This is a genomic window from Heyndrickxia vini, assembly GCF_016772275.1.
In the GTDB taxonomy this organism is placed as follows: domain Bacteria; phylum Bacillota; class Bacilli; order Bacillales; family Bacillaceae_C; genus Heyndrickxia; species Heyndrickxia vini.
The window spans coordinates 4099270-4117686 of the sequence record NZ_CP065425.1; the positions used below are offsets into that span (position 1 = coordinate 4099270).

16 protein-coding genes are annotated in these 18417 nt (G+C 36.1%); 4 read left to right on the forward strand and 12 right to left on the reverse strand.

Annotation, left to right across the window (positions count from 1 at the left end; genetic code table 11):
• Positions 1 to 8 precede the first annotated feature (8 nt).
• From I5776_RS20350 to I5776_RS20360, 3 genes are all read right to left on the reverse strand, one after another.
• On the reverse strand, positions 9 to 857 hold the full coding sequence (locus I5776_RS20350) for a MurR/RpiR family transcriptional regulator (protein ID WP_202778305.1): 849 nt from the start codon (positions 855 to 857) through the stop codon (positions 9 to 11).
• A complete protein-coding gene (locus I5776_RS20355) occupies positions 854 to 2020 on the reverse strand; it encodes a MalY/PatB family protein (RefSeq protein ID WP_202778306.1) in 1167 nt (388 codons plus the stop codon). The genes I5776_RS20350 and I5776_RS20355 overlap by 4 nt, the downstream gene beginning before the upstream one ends.
• 654 nt (positions 2021 to 2674) lie before the next feature.
• Positions 2675 to 3778 (reverse strand): PRK06851 family protein, encoded by a 1104-nt coding sequence (locus I5776_RS20360; protein WP_202778307.1) that lies wholly within the window; start codon positions 3776 to 3778, stop codon positions 2675 to 2677.
• A 205-nt stretch (positions 3779 to 3983) separates the two neighbouring features.
• Between I5776_RS20360 and I5776_RS20365 the strand changes: the two genes are divergently transcribed.
• Complete coding sequence (locus I5776_RS20365; RefSeq protein WP_202778308.1) at positions 3984 to 4838, forward strand: alpha/beta fold hydrolase; 855 nt, start codon at positions 3984 to 3986, stop codon at positions 4836 to 4838.
• A 280-nt stretch (positions 4839 to 5118) separates the two neighbouring features.
• Here I5776_RS20365 and I5776_RS20370 read toward each other — a convergent pair whose 3' ends face one another.
• Positions 5119 to 5304 carry an SE1832 family protein gene (locus I5776_RS20370; protein ID WP_202778309.1) on the reverse strand — a complete coding sequence of 62 codons (186 nt, stop codon included), beginning with the start codon at positions 5302 to 5304 and terminating at the stop codon, positions 5119 to 5121.
• 161 nt (positions 5305 to 5465) lie between these two features.
• Here I5776_RS20370 and I5776_RS20375 point away from each other — a divergent pair, with 161 nt between their 5' ends.
• Together I5776_RS20375 and scpC are read left to right on the forward strand one after the other, a co-directional pair.
• Positions 5466 to 6116 carry a LytTR family DNA-binding domain-containing protein gene (locus I5776_RS20375; protein WP_202778310.1) on the forward strand — a complete coding sequence of 217 codons (651 nt, stop codon included), beginning with the start codon at positions 5466 to 5468 and terminating at the stop codon, positions 6114 to 6116.
• 177 nt (positions 6117 to 6293) lie between these two features.
• On the forward strand, positions 6294 to 7808 hold the full coding sequence (scpC, locus tag I5776_RS20380) for a succinyl-CoA:acetate CoA-transferase ScpC (RefSeq protein WP_202778311.1): 1515 nt from the start codon (positions 6294 to 6296) through the stop codon (positions 7806 to 7808).
• A 49-nt stretch (positions 7809 to 7857) separates the two neighbouring features.
• Here scpC and I5776_RS20385 read toward each other — a convergent pair whose 3' ends face one another.
• Positions 7858 to 9177: an L-cystine transporter gene (locus tag I5776_RS20385; RefSeq protein WP_202780883.1), complete on the reverse strand. Its 1320-nt coding sequence runs from the start codon at positions 9175 to 9177 to the stop codon at positions 7858 to 7860.
• A gap of 489 nt (positions 9178 to 9666) precedes the next feature.
• On the reverse strand, positions 9667 to 11238 hold the full coding sequence (locus tag I5776_RS20390; RefSeq protein WP_202778312.1) for a bifunctional metallophosphatase/5'-nucleotidase: 1572 nt from the start codon (positions 11236 to 11238) through the stop codon (positions 9667 to 9669).
• A gap of 283 nt (positions 11239 to 11521) precedes the next feature.
• Between I5776_RS20390 and I5776_RS20395 the strand changes: the two genes are divergently transcribed.
• A complete protein-coding gene (locus I5776_RS20395; protein ID WP_202778313.1) occupies positions 11522 to 12469 on the forward strand; it encodes a phosphate/phosphite/phosphonate ABC transporter substrate-binding protein in 948 nt (315 codons plus the stop codon).
• A 541-nt stretch (positions 12470 to 13010) separates the two neighbouring features.
• On the opposite strand, the gene I5776_RS20400 is transcribed toward I5776_RS20395, so the two are convergent.
• From I5776_RS20400 to I5776_RS20425, 6 genes are all read right to left on the reverse strand, one after another.
• Positions 13011 to 14177, reverse strand: coding sequence for an IS256 family transposase (locus I5776_RS20400; RefSeq protein WP_202778314.1), 1167 nt, complete (start codon positions 14175 to 14177; stop codon positions 13011 to 13013).
• A gap of 191 nt (positions 14178 to 14368) precedes the next feature.
• Positions 14369 to 15166, reverse strand: a complete 798-nt coding sequence (phnE, locus tag I5776_RS20405; RefSeq protein ID WP_202778315.1) for a phosphonate ABC transporter, permease protein PhnE — start codon at positions 15164 to 15166, stop codon at positions 14369 to 14371.
• Positions 15163 to 15942 carry a phosphonate ABC transporter, permease protein PhnE gene (gene phnE / locus I5776_RS20410; RefSeq protein WP_202778316.1) on the reverse strand — a complete coding sequence of 260 codons (780 nt, stop codon included), beginning with the start codon at positions 15940 to 15942 and terminating at the stop codon, positions 15163 to 15165. Before phnE (I5776_RS20410) ends, phnE (I5776_RS20405) begins: the two co-directional genes overlap by 4 nt.
• On the reverse strand, positions 15939 to 16712 hold the full coding sequence (gene phnC, locus I5776_RS20415; protein WP_066230565.1) for a phosphonate ABC transporter ATP-binding protein: 774 nt from the start codon (positions 16710 to 16712) through the stop codon (positions 15939 to 15941). The genes phnE (I5776_RS20410) and phnC overlap by 4 nt, the downstream gene beginning before the upstream one ends.
• 244 nt (positions 16713 to 16956) lie before the next feature.
• The gene (locus tag I5776_RS20420) at positions 16957 to 17094 is read right to left on the reverse strand and encodes a hypothetical protein (protein WP_181294656.1); all 138 of its coding nucleotides are present in this window, start codon (positions 17092 to 17094) and stop codon (positions 16957 to 16959) included.
• 68 nt (positions 17095 to 17162) lie between these two features.
• Positions 17163 to 18413: a DEAD/DEAH box helicase gene (locus tag I5776_RS20425; protein ID WP_108072080.1), complete on the reverse strand. Its 1251-nt coding sequence runs from the start codon at positions 18411 to 18413 to the stop codon at positions 17163 to 17165.
• Positions 18414 to 18417 lie beyond the last annotated feature (4 nt).

An 18417-nucleotide genomic window follows, 5' to 3' on the forward strand; every position in this document is an offset into this window, starting at 1 on the left:
TTCAATTCTTAACGCCGTAATCGCACTGCTTCATTTCTTGCCTCATGATATTGTTCCAATACGTTTTCACCAATATTATTAAATACACTCAAATATAAAGTATCAATAATATTTAATTGCGTCATACGAGAGGAGATGGTTCCAATACGGACATCCCCCTCGACGATCGGTGTACAAAGGCGAATATCTGCCTCTTTATATAAGGGGGAGTTATCAATATTCGTGATCGATATTAAGGTGGCCCCTTTCTTTTTAGCAAATCTCGCTAACTCAAGCACATCCTTTGTTTTCCCCGACATACTAATCGCTATAAATACATCGTCCTCAGTAAGATACGGAATAAGCGAGATCATAAAATGGAAATCCAATGTCGTAATGGAATGGTAGCCTAGTTTTGAAAATTTATAATGACCATCAAAAGCTGCTGTTGCCGATCCCCCTACTCCATAGAAAATAATTTTTTTTGCCCTTTTTATTAACTCAACTGCTTTGTCTAACTCATTTTTATCAAGTGAGGATAAGGTGGAGTCAATAGCCGCTTTATTTACATAAGTTACTTTATGAAATAGATCATATGGTGAGTCCCTTTTTTGCAAAATCGAAAAATCGGTAATATTTGTTTGTGATAACGTTATGTTTTTTACTAGTTCCAGCTTAAACGTTTTAAAACTCCGAATCCCAATCGATTTGCAAAACCGGACAACACTTGCTTCACTTACACCGCTTTTCTTTGATAATTCCTTCGTTGTCATATTAGGTATAAGCTCTGGGTTTTTTATGATATATTCGCCAATTTTCCGCTCTGCATCGGAAAGCTTGCTTAACTCCTTTTCGATCCTAGATAGTAATGAATTCAACCATTCGACCTCCATCTCAAAACTGTTTCATGTATGCGATGAACAGCCGTTTCTAACCGCTCTTTCGGACACGCTATATTCATACGCAAAAATGCATCTCCACCACCGCCAAATTTATAACCTTCATCGAATTTGATTTTCGCTTCTTTTAAAAAGTATTGAAATAACTCTTCCCCTTGCATCCCCAACTGACTACAATCTAACCAAACAAGATGCGTAGCTTCAGGTCTGATAGGGATAATTTCAGGTATATTCGATTTAAAAAAGTCTAGAACATATTCCAAATTTTCTTCTAAATAAATGAGTAGCTCTTCAAGCCAATACTCACTTGATTCATAAGCGGCGATTGTCGCCTCTACCCCGAATGCATTTGGACGCATTAAACCATACTGAAAAAGCTTTTCGTTATATTTTTCACGTAATTCCTGATTTGGAATCATAATAATCGATGTTTGCAAACCTGCAACATTAAATGTTTTACTAGGTGCAGCACATAGAATACTACTTTGTTTAATTTCAGGATGTATACTAAATAATGGGTGATGTTGCTTACCTTTATACACCAGGTCCCCATGCATCTCATCAGATATAATCCATACATTGTGCTTTAAACAGATGTCAGCCACCTTTGCTAATTCATCTTCAGTCCAAGCCCGTCCGACCGGATTATGCGGACTGCACAAAATCAAGACTTTTGCTTTCGGATGACTTGCCTTTTTTTCTAAGTCTACAAAATCCATTTCATATGTACCGTTTTTGTGAATTAGTGAATTATGAACAATCGTGCATTGATGGTTTTCAATACTGCTATAGAATGGATAATATACTGGCTCTTGCGCAATTACTTGATCCCCTGGTTTTGTTAAAATTTCAAGTAAAAGATTTATTCCGGGAATAATCCCAGGACTAAAGGAAATCCACTCCTTATCAATATCTATATTGAATCTTCTCTTCCACCATCCGATAATTGAACGATAATAACGATCACAAAAAGTCGTGTAGCCATAAATACCATGCTCTGCTTTCTTCTTCATTGCCTCGATTATTTCTGGAGCAACTTGAAAGTCCATGTCAGCAATACACATTGGGATTATTTCATCAGGTGCAGTTGACCATTTTACTGAATGTGTGTGTGTACGTACAATACAATCATTCCAATTCATTCTAGACCCCCCCGTTATTAAACAGCTTTATTACTACTTTAATATAATTGCTGCGAAATGAAAAACTAAAAAAAAGACTTCCATAAAGTAAGTAGTTTCGATAACGTGGAGGAAATTTAAAATCGTAGCACAAATAACATAAGATTTCGTAGCGTTGAGCAACAATATAATTAGCATGCAAAACTTGGGGTTTTTCCTAAGCTTTCGTGTTTAATTAAAGGAGAAATTGTACAAGTTCATTAAACGCTAAATTGAGTTTGATAATAAGCGGAGAAAATCCTCTTAATTAAGAAATTGTACTGAAAACACCTTAAATAGCCGGAAGAATTCCGACTATTAACTCGAAAAACGCGAGAATGAATAAATTTGCTTTGCTTAAGCGGAAAAACTCCGCTTAAATCTCACGAAACTAGCTCTATTCTGCTGAATAACCGTAAAATATCCGCTTATTTTGATTATCTTTAGGACATCATTTACCTACTTAAGTAAAAAACATAGTAATTAGCATGTTGACAAGTCAAGATGTTTGCAACTAATTAAAGTATATAAAAAAATAAGAGACCAAATCATATGCGATTTAGTCCGCTAATTAGAGTGCTATTTGGAATTTTTATTAATAAAAACGGACTACTTACCCATCAAGTATAGCCCTATTTAATGTAAAAGTTTACTTTCTAATTGAATAATCTCATTACTTATCTCTTCATAAATCCGATCTATGATTGTAAAGTCCATTGCTTCAACATAGTATTTTTCCAATTCGTCATGCAAGGATTTTGCCTTTGCTAAACATGTGGTACCTTCTTTCATTTTATCCTTATACCGTTTATGGACCTCACTAATTTCAATCACATATTTTTCATCCGTCCCAGGCGTTACCGCTGCCAGATAAAGATCAACTATTTCATCGCCATCCCGATCGGGAAAATATTCATGTGGGTCTGTGCTGTCAAAAATCGCAAAACTCAACTCTCTTACGACAACCATATCAATACTATTAGGATCGAATCCACAATGATAGATTTCTGTATCGAACCCTCTTTCCTCTGCAACTGCGGCAATTTTTTTCAATAATGTAGACTTACCAGTACCTGCTCGCCCCTTTAAAAAATACCTGTTTCGTAAGCCGTACGTAATATTTGGTATGAAATCAGCAGCTCCTTCTGGGGTTGCCGCACCTAGAAAACGATGCCGAACATCCGCCCGCTTGGAAAGTTCCCTGTCTGAGAAAAGTTGCTGAATTAACTCGTTTGTTAGTTTATTTGCTCTTGGAAAATTCATTTCTTTGAAATAGATTTCCTCTAATTGATCATGCTCCTCCAGCCCTTTTGCAAATGTGTTATATGCTAGCTGAAACGCATTGGAAACTTCATGATGAAGGGAAATTATTCTTTCTTTATTTTGTTTTAATTTTTCACTATCCCACGCTATCCCTAGATTGATATATTCCTCTATTACACCCGGAGCGGTTGGTTCAATGATGTGGGGAGCAGTTCCATCGACAATTCCAAATTTTAATTCCGGAATAATGACCCCATCTATTGAGCCATTGTCTGATGAGCAATGAATCATTTCTAAGTCATAACCTTTATTTCCCCATTCATCAGCCAATCTTTTCATCATACTTGACTTACCGGTTCCAGGTCCCCCTTTAAGGATAAACAAGCGATCTAATCCCTTTAAATTCGAGTCGAAGAGATTATAAAATCCTCTGCCCGTATTTCCGCCTGCATAATAATTTAGTACCTTCCCTGCCATGAAAAACACTCCTCTTACAGTGGGATTTATCATTTACTCTACACACTAGCCTATGCATTTCATCCTAATAGGTGAATACCTACTTCCTACTTGTACTTTTATAAACACATTTTTAGGGAAAACAAATATAAGAAACTTTTGAAGTCATGAAGTTCGTATTCTATACTTATGAAGTACCAGAGTTATAAAGAAGGAGATCATCAAAGTGATTTTAAAACGTACGTTCATGCGAATAACAGTTGCACTCCTATTAATTACAGGTTTTTCACTGTTATTGCTGCACCATACAAGTTCAAATAAAAATTCCCTCCCAAACGAGAGTAGGATTCCAACCATTTTTGTCCATGGGTTTAAAGGAACTTCTAAATCATTTAACACGATGCTAAATCGGTTTGAAAATAATTACTATTGGGGAAAAAAGACCATGGTTTGTCGGGTTAGTCATAGTGGGCATGTGTTTATATCAGGAGGCATTCCTAAAAACCAAAAGCATCCTTTTATTCAAATTGTTTTTGAAAATAATCGAGCCACAATACAAAACACAACAGATAATTTGAAGGATGTAATGAAGATTTTAAAACATAGATACGGGATTAATGATATCTATGCCGTTGGTCATTCCATGGGTGGTCTTGTCCTAACAAATTATATCGAACAGACCAGTAAGCAAAAGCGTTATCCAAAAGTCAAAAAACTAATAACGATCGGAAGCCCATACAAAGGGATTGAACGAAAAGCCTATTATAAAAATCCAAATAATACAGGACCAGCAGTTAAAGATTTAAAACCTAATTCCAGTGCTTTACAAACGCTGGTTGATCATAAAGAAACATTTGATGCAAACATTAAAGTATTATCCATCGCCGGTGTCATTTTGAATTCAAAACATGGTGATGGGGTTGTCTCACAGCCAAGTGCATTAGGCATTCAAGACATCGTCCACTCAAACCAATTAAAGACAAAAGTTGTTAATGATATTAATGCTACACATAGCGGACTTCATGAGCATCAAACAGTGGATCGTTATATTGGGGAATTTTTGTGGGGGATCAAAGATTGATTTTATGTAAAAGGCTTGTAGAAAATGAACCTTTCTCTACAAGCCTTTTATTAAGAGGACAGAGAATCCGTTATTTTTATAAAATGAGCCAAAAGTAAGAGCTAAGAGGACACAGAGTACGCTATTTACAAAAAAACACAAGAAATCACTGCTTTTTTAGCAAATAGAGGAACCTCTGTCCGCAAACATAAGGAATTAGCCCATTTTGTCACAGATAAGGGAACTGGTGTCCACCGAGTTTTACTCCTTTTATGTGCTCCACCTTTTTAGACCTACTTATTTACCCCTGATCAAGCTTTGCTAACTGTTCATTTAACGATTTTAACTCCTTTTCTATTCCTTCCAGCTGGAGTTCAAGTGGGGATAAATTCCCTTTAACAAACTCAAGCTTTTCCAAATCATGCTGAAGACGTACATAATCCGCCTTCAAGTCCTGAATTTTATATTCAATTTCTTTTCGATTCATATAGGACACCTCTTTTTTTTACTTTAATCATATATTACCGTACCATATATCATTTTTCATTGGGAATCTATTCGTATTTAAATATTTTCCCTCACATTCAACTAAACAATCGTGTGTGATATACTTGAAGTGAAATGTAGTATAGGAAGGTGAAATCTAGCATGGATCATCATACTGTTTCATCCATAATGGAAGTTATTCAAGAGCTATTTCCGAAAGATACTTCCATTGCGATAACTAACGATAAACAATATATTTATTATCAACCTAGTAAACAAATTGATTTAAAAATAAAACCAGGTGATCATATTAAAGAAGGCACTGCTACCTATAAAGCGTTAAAAGTTCAGCAAAAGATATCCGATTATATAGATAAAAATGTACTCGGAGTCTCCTATTTTGGAATGTCTTTTCCTATTGTTGAAGGGAATGACATAAAAGGTTGTGTTACGGCTATTTTACCTAGAAAACCAATCACATTCCCTACTTCTTTTCTAACCGTGAAATCTAATGACCGATGGCTTCCATTACCTTATAATCAAATTATGTTTTTAGAGGCACAGAGTAGAAAAACCAATGTTCATTCCGACTCATTAGTGGGAACACATAAATTTAACTTAACAGAATTAGAGTACTTTTTACCTACTGATCTATTTATTCGTTGTCATCGATCATATATTATTAATATCAATTTTATTGCGGAAATACACCCCGATTCACATTCCACTTTCTTACTGATTATGAAAGACGGGGCAAAAATTCCTGTAAGTCAAACATATGCGAGTCAATTTAGAAAAATATTATGCTTTTAACAACTTGCCAATGATGCAAGTTGTTTTTTTATTCAAGCATACAACCAATTTAAACAATGCTCCTTTATGTATAAAAAATACCTCCTCATTCCTCAATAAAGCCTTTTCACTCCGATACTAGTGAAGAACCACCCAATTATTGATAGAATATTTCAAAAGGAAACAAAGGGTGACATTATGGAAAACAATACAATGAAATATATTAGAGACCCTCGTTTAACGGACCGAGTTGTATCTGCGAAAGATGCTGCATCATGGATAAAGGACGGCATGACATTAGGATTAAGTGGATTTACTCGAGCGGGAGATGCTAAGGCTGTGCCTACTGCATTGATCGAACGGGCAAAAAACGAAAGTTTAAAGGTAAATGTTTATACAGGTGCTTCCTTAGGATCTGATATTGATAAATTAATGGCTGAAGCAGGGATGATTCATAAGCGTATGCCATTTCAAGCGGATCCTGCAATGCGCAAAAAAATCAACCAAGGACAAATACTATTTGTCGATCAGCATTTGTCCCACATGGCGGAAGCGATTCGTGCGGATGTACTCTGCCCGATTGATTTCGCAATTGTGGAAGCGGTTGCAATTGACGAAAACGGCATGATTATTCCGACAACATCTGTCGGAAACTCTTCTATCTTTGTTGAAAAATCAAAACATGTAATTGTTGAAATCAACACTGCACAGCCAATCGAACTAGAAGGACTTCATGATATTTATGAGGTTGGTATGCAAGGAAAGCGCAATCCCATATTACTTAAAAATGTACAAGATCGATTAGGTACAATAGGTATTCCTGTAGACAGTGAGAAAATTATTGGCATCGTGTTCACCCATCAATTGGATTCGGCTTCTACTATTGTGCCACCTGATGAAGAGACACAAATCATGGCCAATCATTTAATTAATTTCTTAAAAAGGGAAGTAAAGGCTGGGAGATTAACAAATCAGCTTGCACCATTACAGTCTGGAATTGGTTCTGTTGCAAACGCAGTATTACATGGACTTATAGATTCAGAGTTTACTAACCTGGAAGTATACTCCGAAGTTCTCCAAGATGCTGTCTTTGACTTAATTGATGTGGGGAAAGTACGATTTGCTTCTTGCTGCTCTATTACATTGTCCGATGAAAAAATGAAGCATGTATATGCCAATCTTGAAAAATATAAGGAACGTCTTATTCTCAGACCACAGGAAATATCCAACCATCCGGAAATTATCCGTCGTTTAGGATTGATTTCAATTAATACGGCATTAGAAGTCGATATTTATGGAAACGTGAACTCTACACATGTACGTGGAACACATATGATGAATGGTATTGGTGGTTCGGGGGATTTTGCAAGAAATGCACGTCTAGCTATATTTGTTACCAAATCAATTGCAAAAAATGGAGACATCTCCAGTATCGTACCATTCGTATCACATGTAGACCATACTGAACATGATGTGGATGTTATCGTAACTGAACAAGGTTATGCAGATTTACGAGGCTTGGCACCTATTGAACGTGCACCACTCATTATCCAAAATTGTGTTCATCCATCCTATCGTGAGCAACTGCTTGAATACTTCGAAGAGGCACGACACAAAGGGGGACAAACACCACATGTATTAGAAAAGGCATTTTCCTGGCATATTAATTATGAAAAAAGTGGAACGATGCGTCAGCTTGTAAACCAAATATAAACCATGCAAAAATGCCATCCATTGCTATATGGATGGCATTTCTATTTATCTATGCTTCTATCGCATTCGATTGTTGATAAACATCTTTATCAAGCTCTTTTGTTGCCTTACCTGTTAGAATTCCTGCTGTCATACTTCCACTAACATTTAAAGCTGTACGTCCCATATCAATTAAAGGCTCTACTGAAATTAATAGACCAACGATCGCAATCGGTAAGTTCATAACTGATAATACGATTAAAGCAGCAAATGTAGCACCGCCACCAACACCTGCAACACCAAATGAACTAATTGCAACTACTAGAATGAGAGTGATAATAAACGATGGATCAGTCGGATTAATTCCTGCAGACGGAGCTACCATAATCGCTAGCATGGCTGGGTAAATCCCTGCACACCCATTTTGCCCGATTGATAACCCAAAGGATCCCGCAAAGTTTGCAATCCCTTCTGATACACCGAAACTCTTCGTTTGTGTTTGAATATTTAAAGGTAATGTTCCCGCACTTGAACGTGAAGTAAACGCAAATGTTAAAGTAGGCAAACTTTTTCTCACATACTTCACTGGGCTAAGTTTAGCTAATGTAATAAGTAATAAGTGAACAATAAACATAACAATCAATGCTACATAAGAAGCGATAACGAATTTGCCTAGTTTGGCAATTGCCCCATAATCACTTGTAGCCATAACTTTTGTAATTAACGCAAGTACACCATACGGAGTAAGTCGTAGAATTAACGTAACAATTCGCATAATAATGGAATATAACGTATCAATTATTTTTGCAAAAAATTCACCTTGCTCCGGACTTTTTCTCCTAACTCCCAGGTAAGCCATGCCAACAAACGCTGCAAATATAACAACTGCAATTGTAGATGTTGGGCGTGCACCCGTTAAATCTTGAAACGGATTACTTGGTAACAATTCAATAATTTGCTGAGGAATTGTCATATCTTTCACACCTGTGACTTTTTCCTGTAGAAGTGCATTTCTTGCAGCTTCTTCTTCCCCTTGATTTAAATGAATCCCATCTAAATTAAAGCTTAAAGCTGAACCAATACCGATGGCTGCAGCAATGGCTGTTGTTCCTAGTAAAATTCCAATTACGAGGAAACTGATTTTACCAATATTTTTCGTTAACTTTAATTTTGTAAACGCACCAACGATCGAAATGAATACAAGTGGCATAACAACCATTTGTAACAGTTTCACATAACCATTACCCACGATATTAAACCAATCTATTGTATTAACGGTTACGCTGTCCGTTGTTCCGTATAAAAGATGAATAATAAAACCGAAAACAATCCCCAATCCTAAACCTGCGAATACACGTTTCGAAAAGGATACATGCTTCTTCTGCATCATGAATAAACCGAAGATTAAAAGCAGTAAAACAACTATATTGATAATAATAAGTAAAGAATTCACTTTTATCCCCCTTTAATAAAGTAATAAGATAGTGCAAGCAAAACTATATTACAATTAATCCAATCAGTCAAGTAGGAATTACTGCGAAAATGAATTATTATTTTTTGTTATGCTTTTACAATATGTCAATTAAACGAAAAAAAGTCCTTTCTCAAAAAAAGAGAGAGGACTTCAACCAAAAAAGTTTAATAAGGGACCTTCATATAAATTATTGTCACCTCACCCGCAGACTGAATACACTTCGCTTTCCGTGGGTGAGGTGTGAGCCTCCTCGCTCGTACCTCGCTGCGGGGTCTCACATTGCTCACTTTTCCCGCAGGAGTTTACGTGTATTCAGTCTGCTTAGTACTTTTATAATGTTTCTATTCTAATCAAAAATACTAAGTAGAAAGTCATTATTTCTCATATACTATTAGAAAACAGTCTTTAATAAATTACCTTCCAGTTGTCATTCACTGTTGCTTTAACTACTTTCTTTTCTAATATATAGTTCGCGATGAGTTCCGATACATCTGTAGGAATATCTTTAATGACTGGCTTGTCCTTATACATAAAGTACTCGCCTCCGCCGCCGGCACGGTAATTATTCATTACTACATCATATTGCCCATTGGGGTCGATTGGGTTGCCTTTATATTCAAGCTTAATCACTCGTTCACCTATCGGCTTTCTTATATCAACAATATACTCAATACCTTCCCACATATCATAGTTGAAATGTTGCGGCTTTGGAGTTGTAAAAGTTGGATTTACCTCCACTTCCCCTCCAGTATATTGTTTAAAATAGGAAGCCGAGCGTTCAAGTGCTTCTTTCATATCGTTACCGGTCATACGGATAACCTTTAATGTATTAGGGTATATATAGTTTGAAACAACGTCCCTCATCGTTACATGTTCAGGAAATCCTGGAGATTGATTATCGAATAAGGCTGTATTTGAAATTTCTACACCCGCAACTTCCATTTGAACATGATTAATAAATTCAATTAACGCATTATCCGTTGTTCTTGTTTTCATCGGATCCCGAACAAGCATGTCCCCTTCAATTTTACCAATTGGTTGATCCAGCCATTTTTGTGTCGATTCCTCATAATCCTTTACCTTTTCTAAAAGTTGAAGATCGGCATCAATTCCTGAAACAGGAAGGAGCTCCGATGATTTTTCAACACATTTCCATGTACCATTTTGGTTCTCGAGCGTTAGCGAAACCTTGCCTAAAGCAATTCCATTATTTCCAGGTTGCACAACAATGACATCATTAACTTTATTTCCTGCAATTTGTCGATGCTGGTGCCCGGTTAATAATACATCAATCCCATTTACCTCTTGGCAAATTTGATAGCCTTGATTTTCTCCCGTTAACGTTTCAGTCGGTTCACCTGTCTCGAGATCTCTCTCGAATCCGCCGTGATACGAAACAATGACTAAATCCACTTTCTTTTCATTTCGCAAAAATGTTACCCACTTCTTCGCAACCTCTACTGCATCGGCAAATTCAATTCCCTCAATGTTTTCTGGCTGTTCCCAATTCGGTATGTATGGGGTCGTTAAACCGAGGATACCTATTTTTAGCTCATTAACTTCCTTTATTAAATATGGTTGTCCATAGTAAGGCTCGCCTGTTTCTTTATTTAAAATATTCGCTGACAACCATGGAAAATTAGAGTCCTCTATTGCAGATGACAATATCTCTTGACCATAATTAAATTCATGATTCCCAAACACTGCTGCATCATAATTCAACTCATTTGCCAATAGAATCATTGGATTGATCTTTTCGTGATCGATTCTTGCGTAATGATAGGTAAGTGGAGTTCCTTGGATTAAGTCCCCGTTATCAATAAGAAGAACATTTTCATTTTCCATTCTTTCTTTTTTTATCAAAGAAGCAATTCTTCCTAAACCGACCTCTGCTTCCTTATTCGTTCCATAATTGATCGGGAAAATATTCCCGTGCACATCGCTAGTTTCCAGTATTGTTAATGTTAGTTGCTTCATTTCTTTACCACCTGTCTATTAAATATCTGTAACTATTATAAACTAAAATTAATTTAACTCTCTACTATACCTATCTAATAGCAGAAGTTTGAATAATTAAAATATATCACAAAAATAAATAGTGCTATTAACCAAACTTTAATACTTGATTAATATCTCCTTAACAATTAACATTTATCTACTAAAAATTTAATAATAAAGTAATTTTCTTATTTATTTTATAGTCAAAATATTATATGCTTAAAGCGTATTCAAAAAAACTTTTACATTCGGAGGTAAATGTATGCTGAAAAAATTTGCTGCATTATTTCTAGCACTTGGTGTCGTTGCAATGGTAATGGCAGGGTGTGGAAAAAGCGATGACAAAGCAAAGGATGGCAACAAAGACAGTAGCAAAGGATTCGTTCCTAAGGAATTAACAATTGGGTTTGTACCATCTCAAAATGCTGAAACATTAGAGGCAAAAGCAAAACCTTTAGCAGAACTTCTAGAAAAAGAAATTGGTATTCCTGTTAAAGTTCAAGTAACTACTGACTATAACGGTGTTGTTGAAGCAATGGGTTCAAAACAACTTGACCTTGGTTTCCTACCACCTACTGACTATGTATTAGCACACGAAAAAGGATATGCAGATGTATTACTACAAGCACTACGTAATGGTGTTGACCCTGAAACAGGGAAACAAACAGATGAATTAGTAGATTACTACTATTCTGGAGTACTTGTAAGAACAGATTCTGGTATTAATAGTATTAAAGATTTAAAAGGTAAGAGAATTGGTTACCAAGCTCCAACTTCTTCTGCAGGTTATGTATGGCCAGCCGTTGAAATGAAAGAAAAAGGCGTTGACGCGCAAAAAGACGTTAAGTATGTACAACTACAAGGGCATGACAAAGGTGTACAAGGTGTTCTAAGTAAAGATATCGATGCTGCAGCAGTATTCGTTGATGCACGTAATATCGTAGAAAAAGAATATCCAGATGTATATAAAAATACAAAATACCTATTCTTAACTGATAAAATTCCTAATGATACAATCAGTGTTCGTCCTGACATGGATCAAGCATGGAAAGACAAAATTGCCGATGCATTCGTTAAAATCGGTGAAGATGAAAAAGGTAAAGAAATTATCAAAGCTATTTACTCTCACGTTGGTTATAAAAAATCACAAGACTCTAATTTTGATGTCGTTCGTGAATACACTAAAAAAATCGCTGAAGTAGGTAAATAATAAGTTCGAAGCGCCAACACTGTTGGCGCTTTTTTAGTTCCATTTTTTTTGATTTGAACGGTTCAATGCTTTTCTTAATCGGTCTTGCTTCTTTTTTGATTGATCCTTTACCCTTTTTGATCGGTCTTACTCTTTTTTTGATCGGATCTTTATTTTTTGATCGGTCTTGCTTCTTTTTTGATTGGTCCTTTATCCTTTTTGATCGGTCTTACTCCTTTTTTGATTGGTTTTATATTTTTTGATTGGTCTTGCTACTTTTTTGATTAGTCCTTTATCCTTTTTGATTGGTCTTACTCCTTTTTTGATCGGTCCTTTACCCTTTTTTAGTCAAGTCCTTAATATTGTGTAAAATCCTATACAATGTTTTCAACCTGTTATGATATTTGGGGTTAATCCTTCCCCTTTACATTTTTTTAGCGAAACTTCCATGGGTCTTTTACTCCATATCCAGTCAAGGGTGTCAAAGGTGGTTTTCCTTTGATAGCCTTGACTGGATATGGAATAATCCAAGAATGGAAGTTACCTTAAAAATGAAACATAGCTATCTCTTAATAGATTTTTGTTTTGAATATACGGTCTCTTGATAATGCATTAAAACAGCTCCAACTAAACGAAAAGCAGACTGTGTATTTGGAAAGATACGGATAACTCTTTCTCTTCGACGTACTTCTTGGTTTAAACGTTCAAGAGAATTTGTACTACGAATGTGACATCGTATATCTTCCGGGTACTCCATGTATTGAATGGTATCTTCGAACCCTTCATCTAAAATAGAGAGTGCCTGTTTATACTTAGAATTTTCACCAAACTGATCCATCAGCTCCTCTTTACATTTCCGGGTGTCTTCGATAGTGACCGCTTCAAAAATATGCTTTATCATCATTCGAATATCGGCGGAGTCTTTTTTAGGTAGTCTTTCAATGATATTTCGTTTAAAATGTACGTTACACCTTTGCCAGCTAGTTCCAATGAATTCTCGTTGAATGGCTTTTTGTAGTCCTTGATGAGCATCTGAAATCACTAACTTTGGAGATTGAAGACCTCGTGATTTAAGTTGTTTAAAAAAATGGCTCCAACTCTCAAAACTTTCAGCGTGATCTACACTTAGACCAAGTATTTCACGCTTTTTGTGATCCGTAATAGCTGTGGCAATATAAACAGCTTTAGAGACTACACGGTTATGTTCTCTTACTTTTATATACATTGCATCCAAAAAAACAAATGGATAGTATGTTATATTTAAAGGCCGTTTGGCCCAATCATTGACGATAGGATCAAGCTTCTGAGTAAGGGAAGAAACGAATGACTTCGAGATATTTTCGCCACAAAGTTGTTCTACTATGTGCGTAACCTTACGGGTAGAAACCCCGTTGATAACCATCTCCAGCATAGAGAGAACTAAAGCCTGGTCGCACCGAGAATATTTTTCAAAAACGGAAGATGAAAACTCCCCATTTCGAGTTCTAGGCACTCTTAGTTTTATTTTACCGATACTCATGGTTAGTTCTCTTTCATAGTAGCCATTGCGGTAATCTAGATGTTCAGGAGAGCGTTCATAAGCGTCCGCATGTAAATAATCATCTCTTTCCTTTTCCATGTACTCATTTAAAACTAAAACAATCGCTGATTTAATAACTGCGTCAATATTGGAATTCAAAACAGATTCTTTTAAAAGATCCATATCTAGGTTAAACTGTAATTGGGTCATTTTATATTCCTCTTTTCATTGTTTATCGTCGTTGAAAACATTGTTTCCAAGAGGGATTAAAATGACTCTTTTCTTTTTACACAATTATATGGACTTAATCCCTTTTTTGATCAGTCCAGCGTTTTCCTTGAAGGTCGTTTAAAAAAAAATGCTGATATTCATTTAAATATCAACATTCTTTCTTCATTTTTTTATACTAATCGCTTACGAATAGCTGCTGAGATCAAGTCGATAATTGTTACCATAATGATAATTCCATAAAGAATAATCCCTACACGATCCCATGAGTGTCCGTTTAATGCAAAGATTAACGGAGCACCAATCCCCCCGGCACCAACAATACCTAAGATAGTGGCTGAACGTACACTAATTTCAAATCGATATAATGTATATGACATGAATGCCGGCATGATTTCCGGAATAATCGCAAACCACAATACTTGAAGCTTGTTTGCTCCCGAAGCAATTAACGCCTCTCTTGCAGTAAATTCTGTGTTTTCAATTGACTCCCCAAACAATTTCCCTAGCATACCAATTGAGTGGAAACCAAGTGCTAAAATACCCGCAAATGGCCCAAGACCTACTGATTTAATAAATAGCAAGGCCATAATAAGCTCTGGAAAAACACGAATACAGCTTAAAACGATTTTCCCAAGACTTGAAAGTGTACGATGCTTCGTCATATTTCTTGCAGCCCAGAAAGCAAATGGAACACATAGAATAGCCGAAATAAATGTACCTAAAACAGCGATGGCTAATGTTTCAAGTAGTGTACGTAACAAATCCTCTCCCGCTGGGTCATAAATATAATCCCAATCAGGATGAAGAAATCCATGAAAAATCGCCTTAAGAGCTTGAATGGCAGAATCTTTAAGTGCAATGGAAGGTGCACCTGCAAATGCCCAAACATAAATGGCGATAACGATAAGTACAATTGCCCAGTTTCTTATCCGCTTTCCTATTGGTTTTTTTATCTGATTTTGGCTCATAATAACTTCTCCCGAATCTTATTACTTATTGCATCTACAATGACAACCACGATAAATGTATAAATAATAATAGATAATACACGGTCATATTGGAAAAATCCTAGTGCATTATTTAGGAATAATCCTATCCCACCTGCACCTACATAACCTAGAATAGCGGCTGCACGTATATTAATTTCAAAACTATATAAGAAAAATGATGCATAGTGTGCAATAACTTGTGGAATAACTCCAAAGAAAATCCATTGAATCTTATTTGCTCCAACTGCTGTCATCGCTTCTAGCGGCCCTGGATCAATCGTTTCAATTGCTTCATAAAATAATTTCGCAATAATACCGAAAGAAAAAACAGAAATGGCTAGAATACCAGGGATTTCACCAATCCCAAAAATCGGTACAAATAATGCTGCCAATAACAATTCCGGAATTGTACGAATTAAGTTCATTATAAATCTAGCAATTTGATAAATAACAGGAATTCTTACAACGTTACTTGAAGAAAGCAATGCTATCGGGATAGCCACAATTCCTCCGAATGTTGTACCTAAAACAGCCATTCGAATAGTAGCTAACATTGGCTCTGTAATCGATTTAAAATAGCTCCAATCAGGAGGAAACATTTCATTAAGCAAGGTCCCCATATTAGGAAGCCCATCCCATAGCTTTTGAAATGATACATCTGTATTGAGTGCACTTGCCCAAATGATGACTACAATAAGTAAGAATGTAACAATTCCCTTAACTTTTGACGGCTTTTTCACCTTTATTGAGTTCATTCTTCCTTCTCTCCTAGCAACTCATCTTTCTTAATCTCACGTCCATAGATTTCAGAGAAGACATCATCTGTTGCCTCTTCAACAGGACCATCATATACTACTTCCCCCGCACGTATACCGATAATTCGTGTAGCATATTGGCGAGCTAAATCAACAAAGTGCAAGTTTACAATTGTTGTTATTCCTAATTCCTGGTTGATTCGTTTCAAATCATCCATAACTTGTCTAGTTGTAAACGGGTCCAATGACGCAACGGGTTCATCTGCAAGAATAATTTTTGCTTCTTGCGCTAAGGCACGAGCGATCGATACACGTTGCTGTTGTCCCCCAGAAAGTTCATCTGCACGGGAATAAGCCTTTTCTTTAATGTTCACACGATCAAGTGCATTTAAAGCGAGATCCACATCTTCTTTTGGGAACATTCCAAGTAGAGTACGGACAGTAGAGTGATATGCCACTCTTCCAGATAATACATTACGAAGGACGCTAGAGCGTTTTACAAGATTAAAGTTTTGGAAGATCATACCGATATCCCGACGGATATGGCGAAGAGACTTGCCTCTTGCAGCAGTTATAGATTTTCCATCGATGATAATTTCACCATCAGTAATTTCATGTAGCCTGTTAATAGAACGAAGTAGGGTCGATTTACCTGCCCCCGATAGACCAACAATAACAACAAAGTCTCCCTTATTGATGGTAAGGTTTACATTTTTTAAACCTTTCGTTCCATTAGGGTAAACTTTCGATACATTTTTAAATTCTATCATTTCTAAATAATTTCCCCTTTTGGATAATATTTTAATATAAAATTAATCGCAAAATACAACAAATTACAACATTAAATTTACCAGTGAATTCACATAAACTCAAGCTAGATTTTGTATTTATACAAATTTTATATAAACTCAATAATAAATTTACAATCTAGTACTTTTTAATTATATAGTAAAATGCTATTCAATGTATATGGAAACGCTTACTAATTAAGAAGAGGTAGGCAATAGCCTACCTTCACTTTTTCTTTGCTTTGTTATTATTTTGATCTCTATTCTCTGTATTAAATTCAACTAATTCTTCACTAATTTCATTTTGATTTTTCGCATTATTGTTTCTTTGAGCATTGGCATTTCCGCGTTTTGTTCGACCCATTCTATTCCACTCCTTTTTAATTTGCCTTCATGATGTAGTCTAATTAAAAAGGAATGGAATATTCACTATTATCTTCTTTTTCGTTTTCCTTTTTCTTGCTGGCCTTTTTGTTTATGATTGCGAGTATTTCTTTTATGATTTTTATTCGTTTTCAATTGGTTCTTGCCTGACTCAGATGGAGTAAATTGTTCTTTTGCCGGACTAATACTTATCTTTTCAATTTTATGCTGGATTCCTTTTTCAATCATCTCAAGATAGGAACGATCCTTAGGTGCAACAAAAGTAATAGCCATCCCTTTTCCTCCGGCCCTACCTGTTCGGCCAATACGATGGATGTAGCTTTCCACATCTTCAGGGATATCATAATTAAACACATGGGTAACCCCTTCTACATCAATGCCCCTCGCCGCAACATCTGTGGCAACTAAATACTGGATTTTGGCTTCGCGAAAGAGCTTCATTACTTTTTCACGTTTTGCTTGTGATAAATCACCATGCAGTTCCTCTGTTTCATATCCAAAGCCTTTTAATGCATCATTTAATGTACTTGCTCTCCTTTTCGTACGGCAAAAAATAATTGCTAGAAACGGGCGATATTGATCCATCATCATGCGTAAAGATGCTTGTTTTGCCCGATCGGTTGTTTCAACAACTAGTTGATCAATCTCATCCACTGTTATTTGTTTATTTTTAATTCGAATATCAACCGGTTTTTTCATATATTGGTTGGCGATTGAGCGAACTTGTTTCGTCATCGTTGCCGAAAACAACATCGTTTGCCGGTTCGATGGTAAGGCCGTTATGATTTCCTTTACTTCCGGCAAAAATCCCAAATGTAACATTTGATCCGCTTCATCAAGGACAAGCATAGATATTTCCGAAAGATCGATTGTTTCCCTCCTCATATGATCTAATAAACGCCCTGGAGTACTAATAACAATATGTATGGCCCCTTTTAACTTTTTCATCTGTTGGGCAACGTCCTGCCCCCCATAAACAGCTAATGCTTGAATGCTATTAAGTACTGCTGTGAAATTTTTTAATTCCGCAGTTATTTGTAAAGCTAGTTCCCTCGTGGGTGTAACAATTAATGCTTGTACATTCGGTTGATTAGGATCGACTTTTTCCAAGATTGGCAAAAGAAAAGCCAATGTTTTCCCTGTCCCTGTTTGAGCTTGAGCAATCACATCTTTCCCTTCAAGGAGTACTGGTATCGTCTCACTTTGGATGGGAGTGGGCTCGGATATACCATTTGATTGTAATCGTTTTTGTATAATTGGTTGAATACCTAGTGTTTTAAAATCAGGCAAATTTATCATTCCT

Excerpts from the sequence above, each read along its gene's own strand:
- phnE (WP_202778315.1), bottom strand. The coding sequence starts at position 15,166 with ATGAGCCAAAATCAGATAAAAAAACCAATAGGAAAGCGGATAAGAAAC.
- I5776_RS20370 (WP_202778309.1), bottom strand. The coding sequence starts at position 5,304 with ATGAATCGAAAAGAAATTGAATATAAAATTCAGGACTTGAAGGCGGAT.
- I5776_RS20360 (WP_202778307.1), bottom strand. The coding sequence starts at position 3,778 with ATGGCAGGGAAGGTACTAAATTATTATGCAGGCGGAAATACGGGCAGA.
- I5776_RS20385 (WP_202780883.1), bottom strand. The coding sequence starts at position 9,177 with ATGATGCAGAAGAAGCATGTATCCTTTTCGAAACGTGTATTCGCAGGT.
- I5776_RS20425 (WP_108072080.1), bottom strand. The coding sequence starts at position 18,413 with ATGATAAATTTGCCTGATTTTAAAACACTAGGTATTCAACCAATTATA.
- I5776_RS20400 (WP_202778314.1), bottom strand. The coding sequence starts at position 14,177 with ATGACCCAATTACAGTTTAACCTAGATATGGATCTTTTAAAAGAATCT.
- I5776_RS20420 (WP_181294656.1), bottom strand. The coding sequence starts at position 17,094 with ATGGGTCGAACAAAACGCGGAAATGCCAATGCTCAAAGAAACAATAAT.
- phnC (WP_066230565.1), bottom strand. The coding sequence starts at position 16,712 with ATGATAGAATTTAAAAATGTATCGAAAGTTTACCCTAATGGAACGAAA.
- I5776_RS20390 (WP_202778312.1), bottom strand. The coding sequence starts at position 11,238 with ATGAAGCAACTAACATTAACAATACTGGAAACTAGCGATGTGCACGGG.
- scpC (WP_202778311.1), top strand. The coding sequence starts at position 6,294 with ATGGAAAACAATACAATGAAATATATTAGAGACCCTCGTTTAACGGAC.
- I5776_RS20355 (WP_202778306.1), bottom strand. The coding sequence starts at position 2,020 with ATGAATTGGAATGATTGTATTGTACGTACACACACACATTCAGTAAAA.
- I5776_RS20375 (WP_202778310.1), top strand. The coding sequence starts at position 5,466 with ATGGATCATCATACTGTTTCATCCATAATGGAAGTTATTCAAGAGCTA.
- I5776_RS20395 (WP_202778313.1), top strand. The coding sequence starts at position 11,522 with ATGCTGAAAAAATTTGCTGCATTATTTCTAGCACTTGGTGTCGTTGCA.
- phnE (WP_202778316.1), bottom strand. The coding sequence starts at position 15,942 with ATGAACTCAATAAAGGTGAAAAAGCCGTCAAAAGTTAAGGGAATTGTT.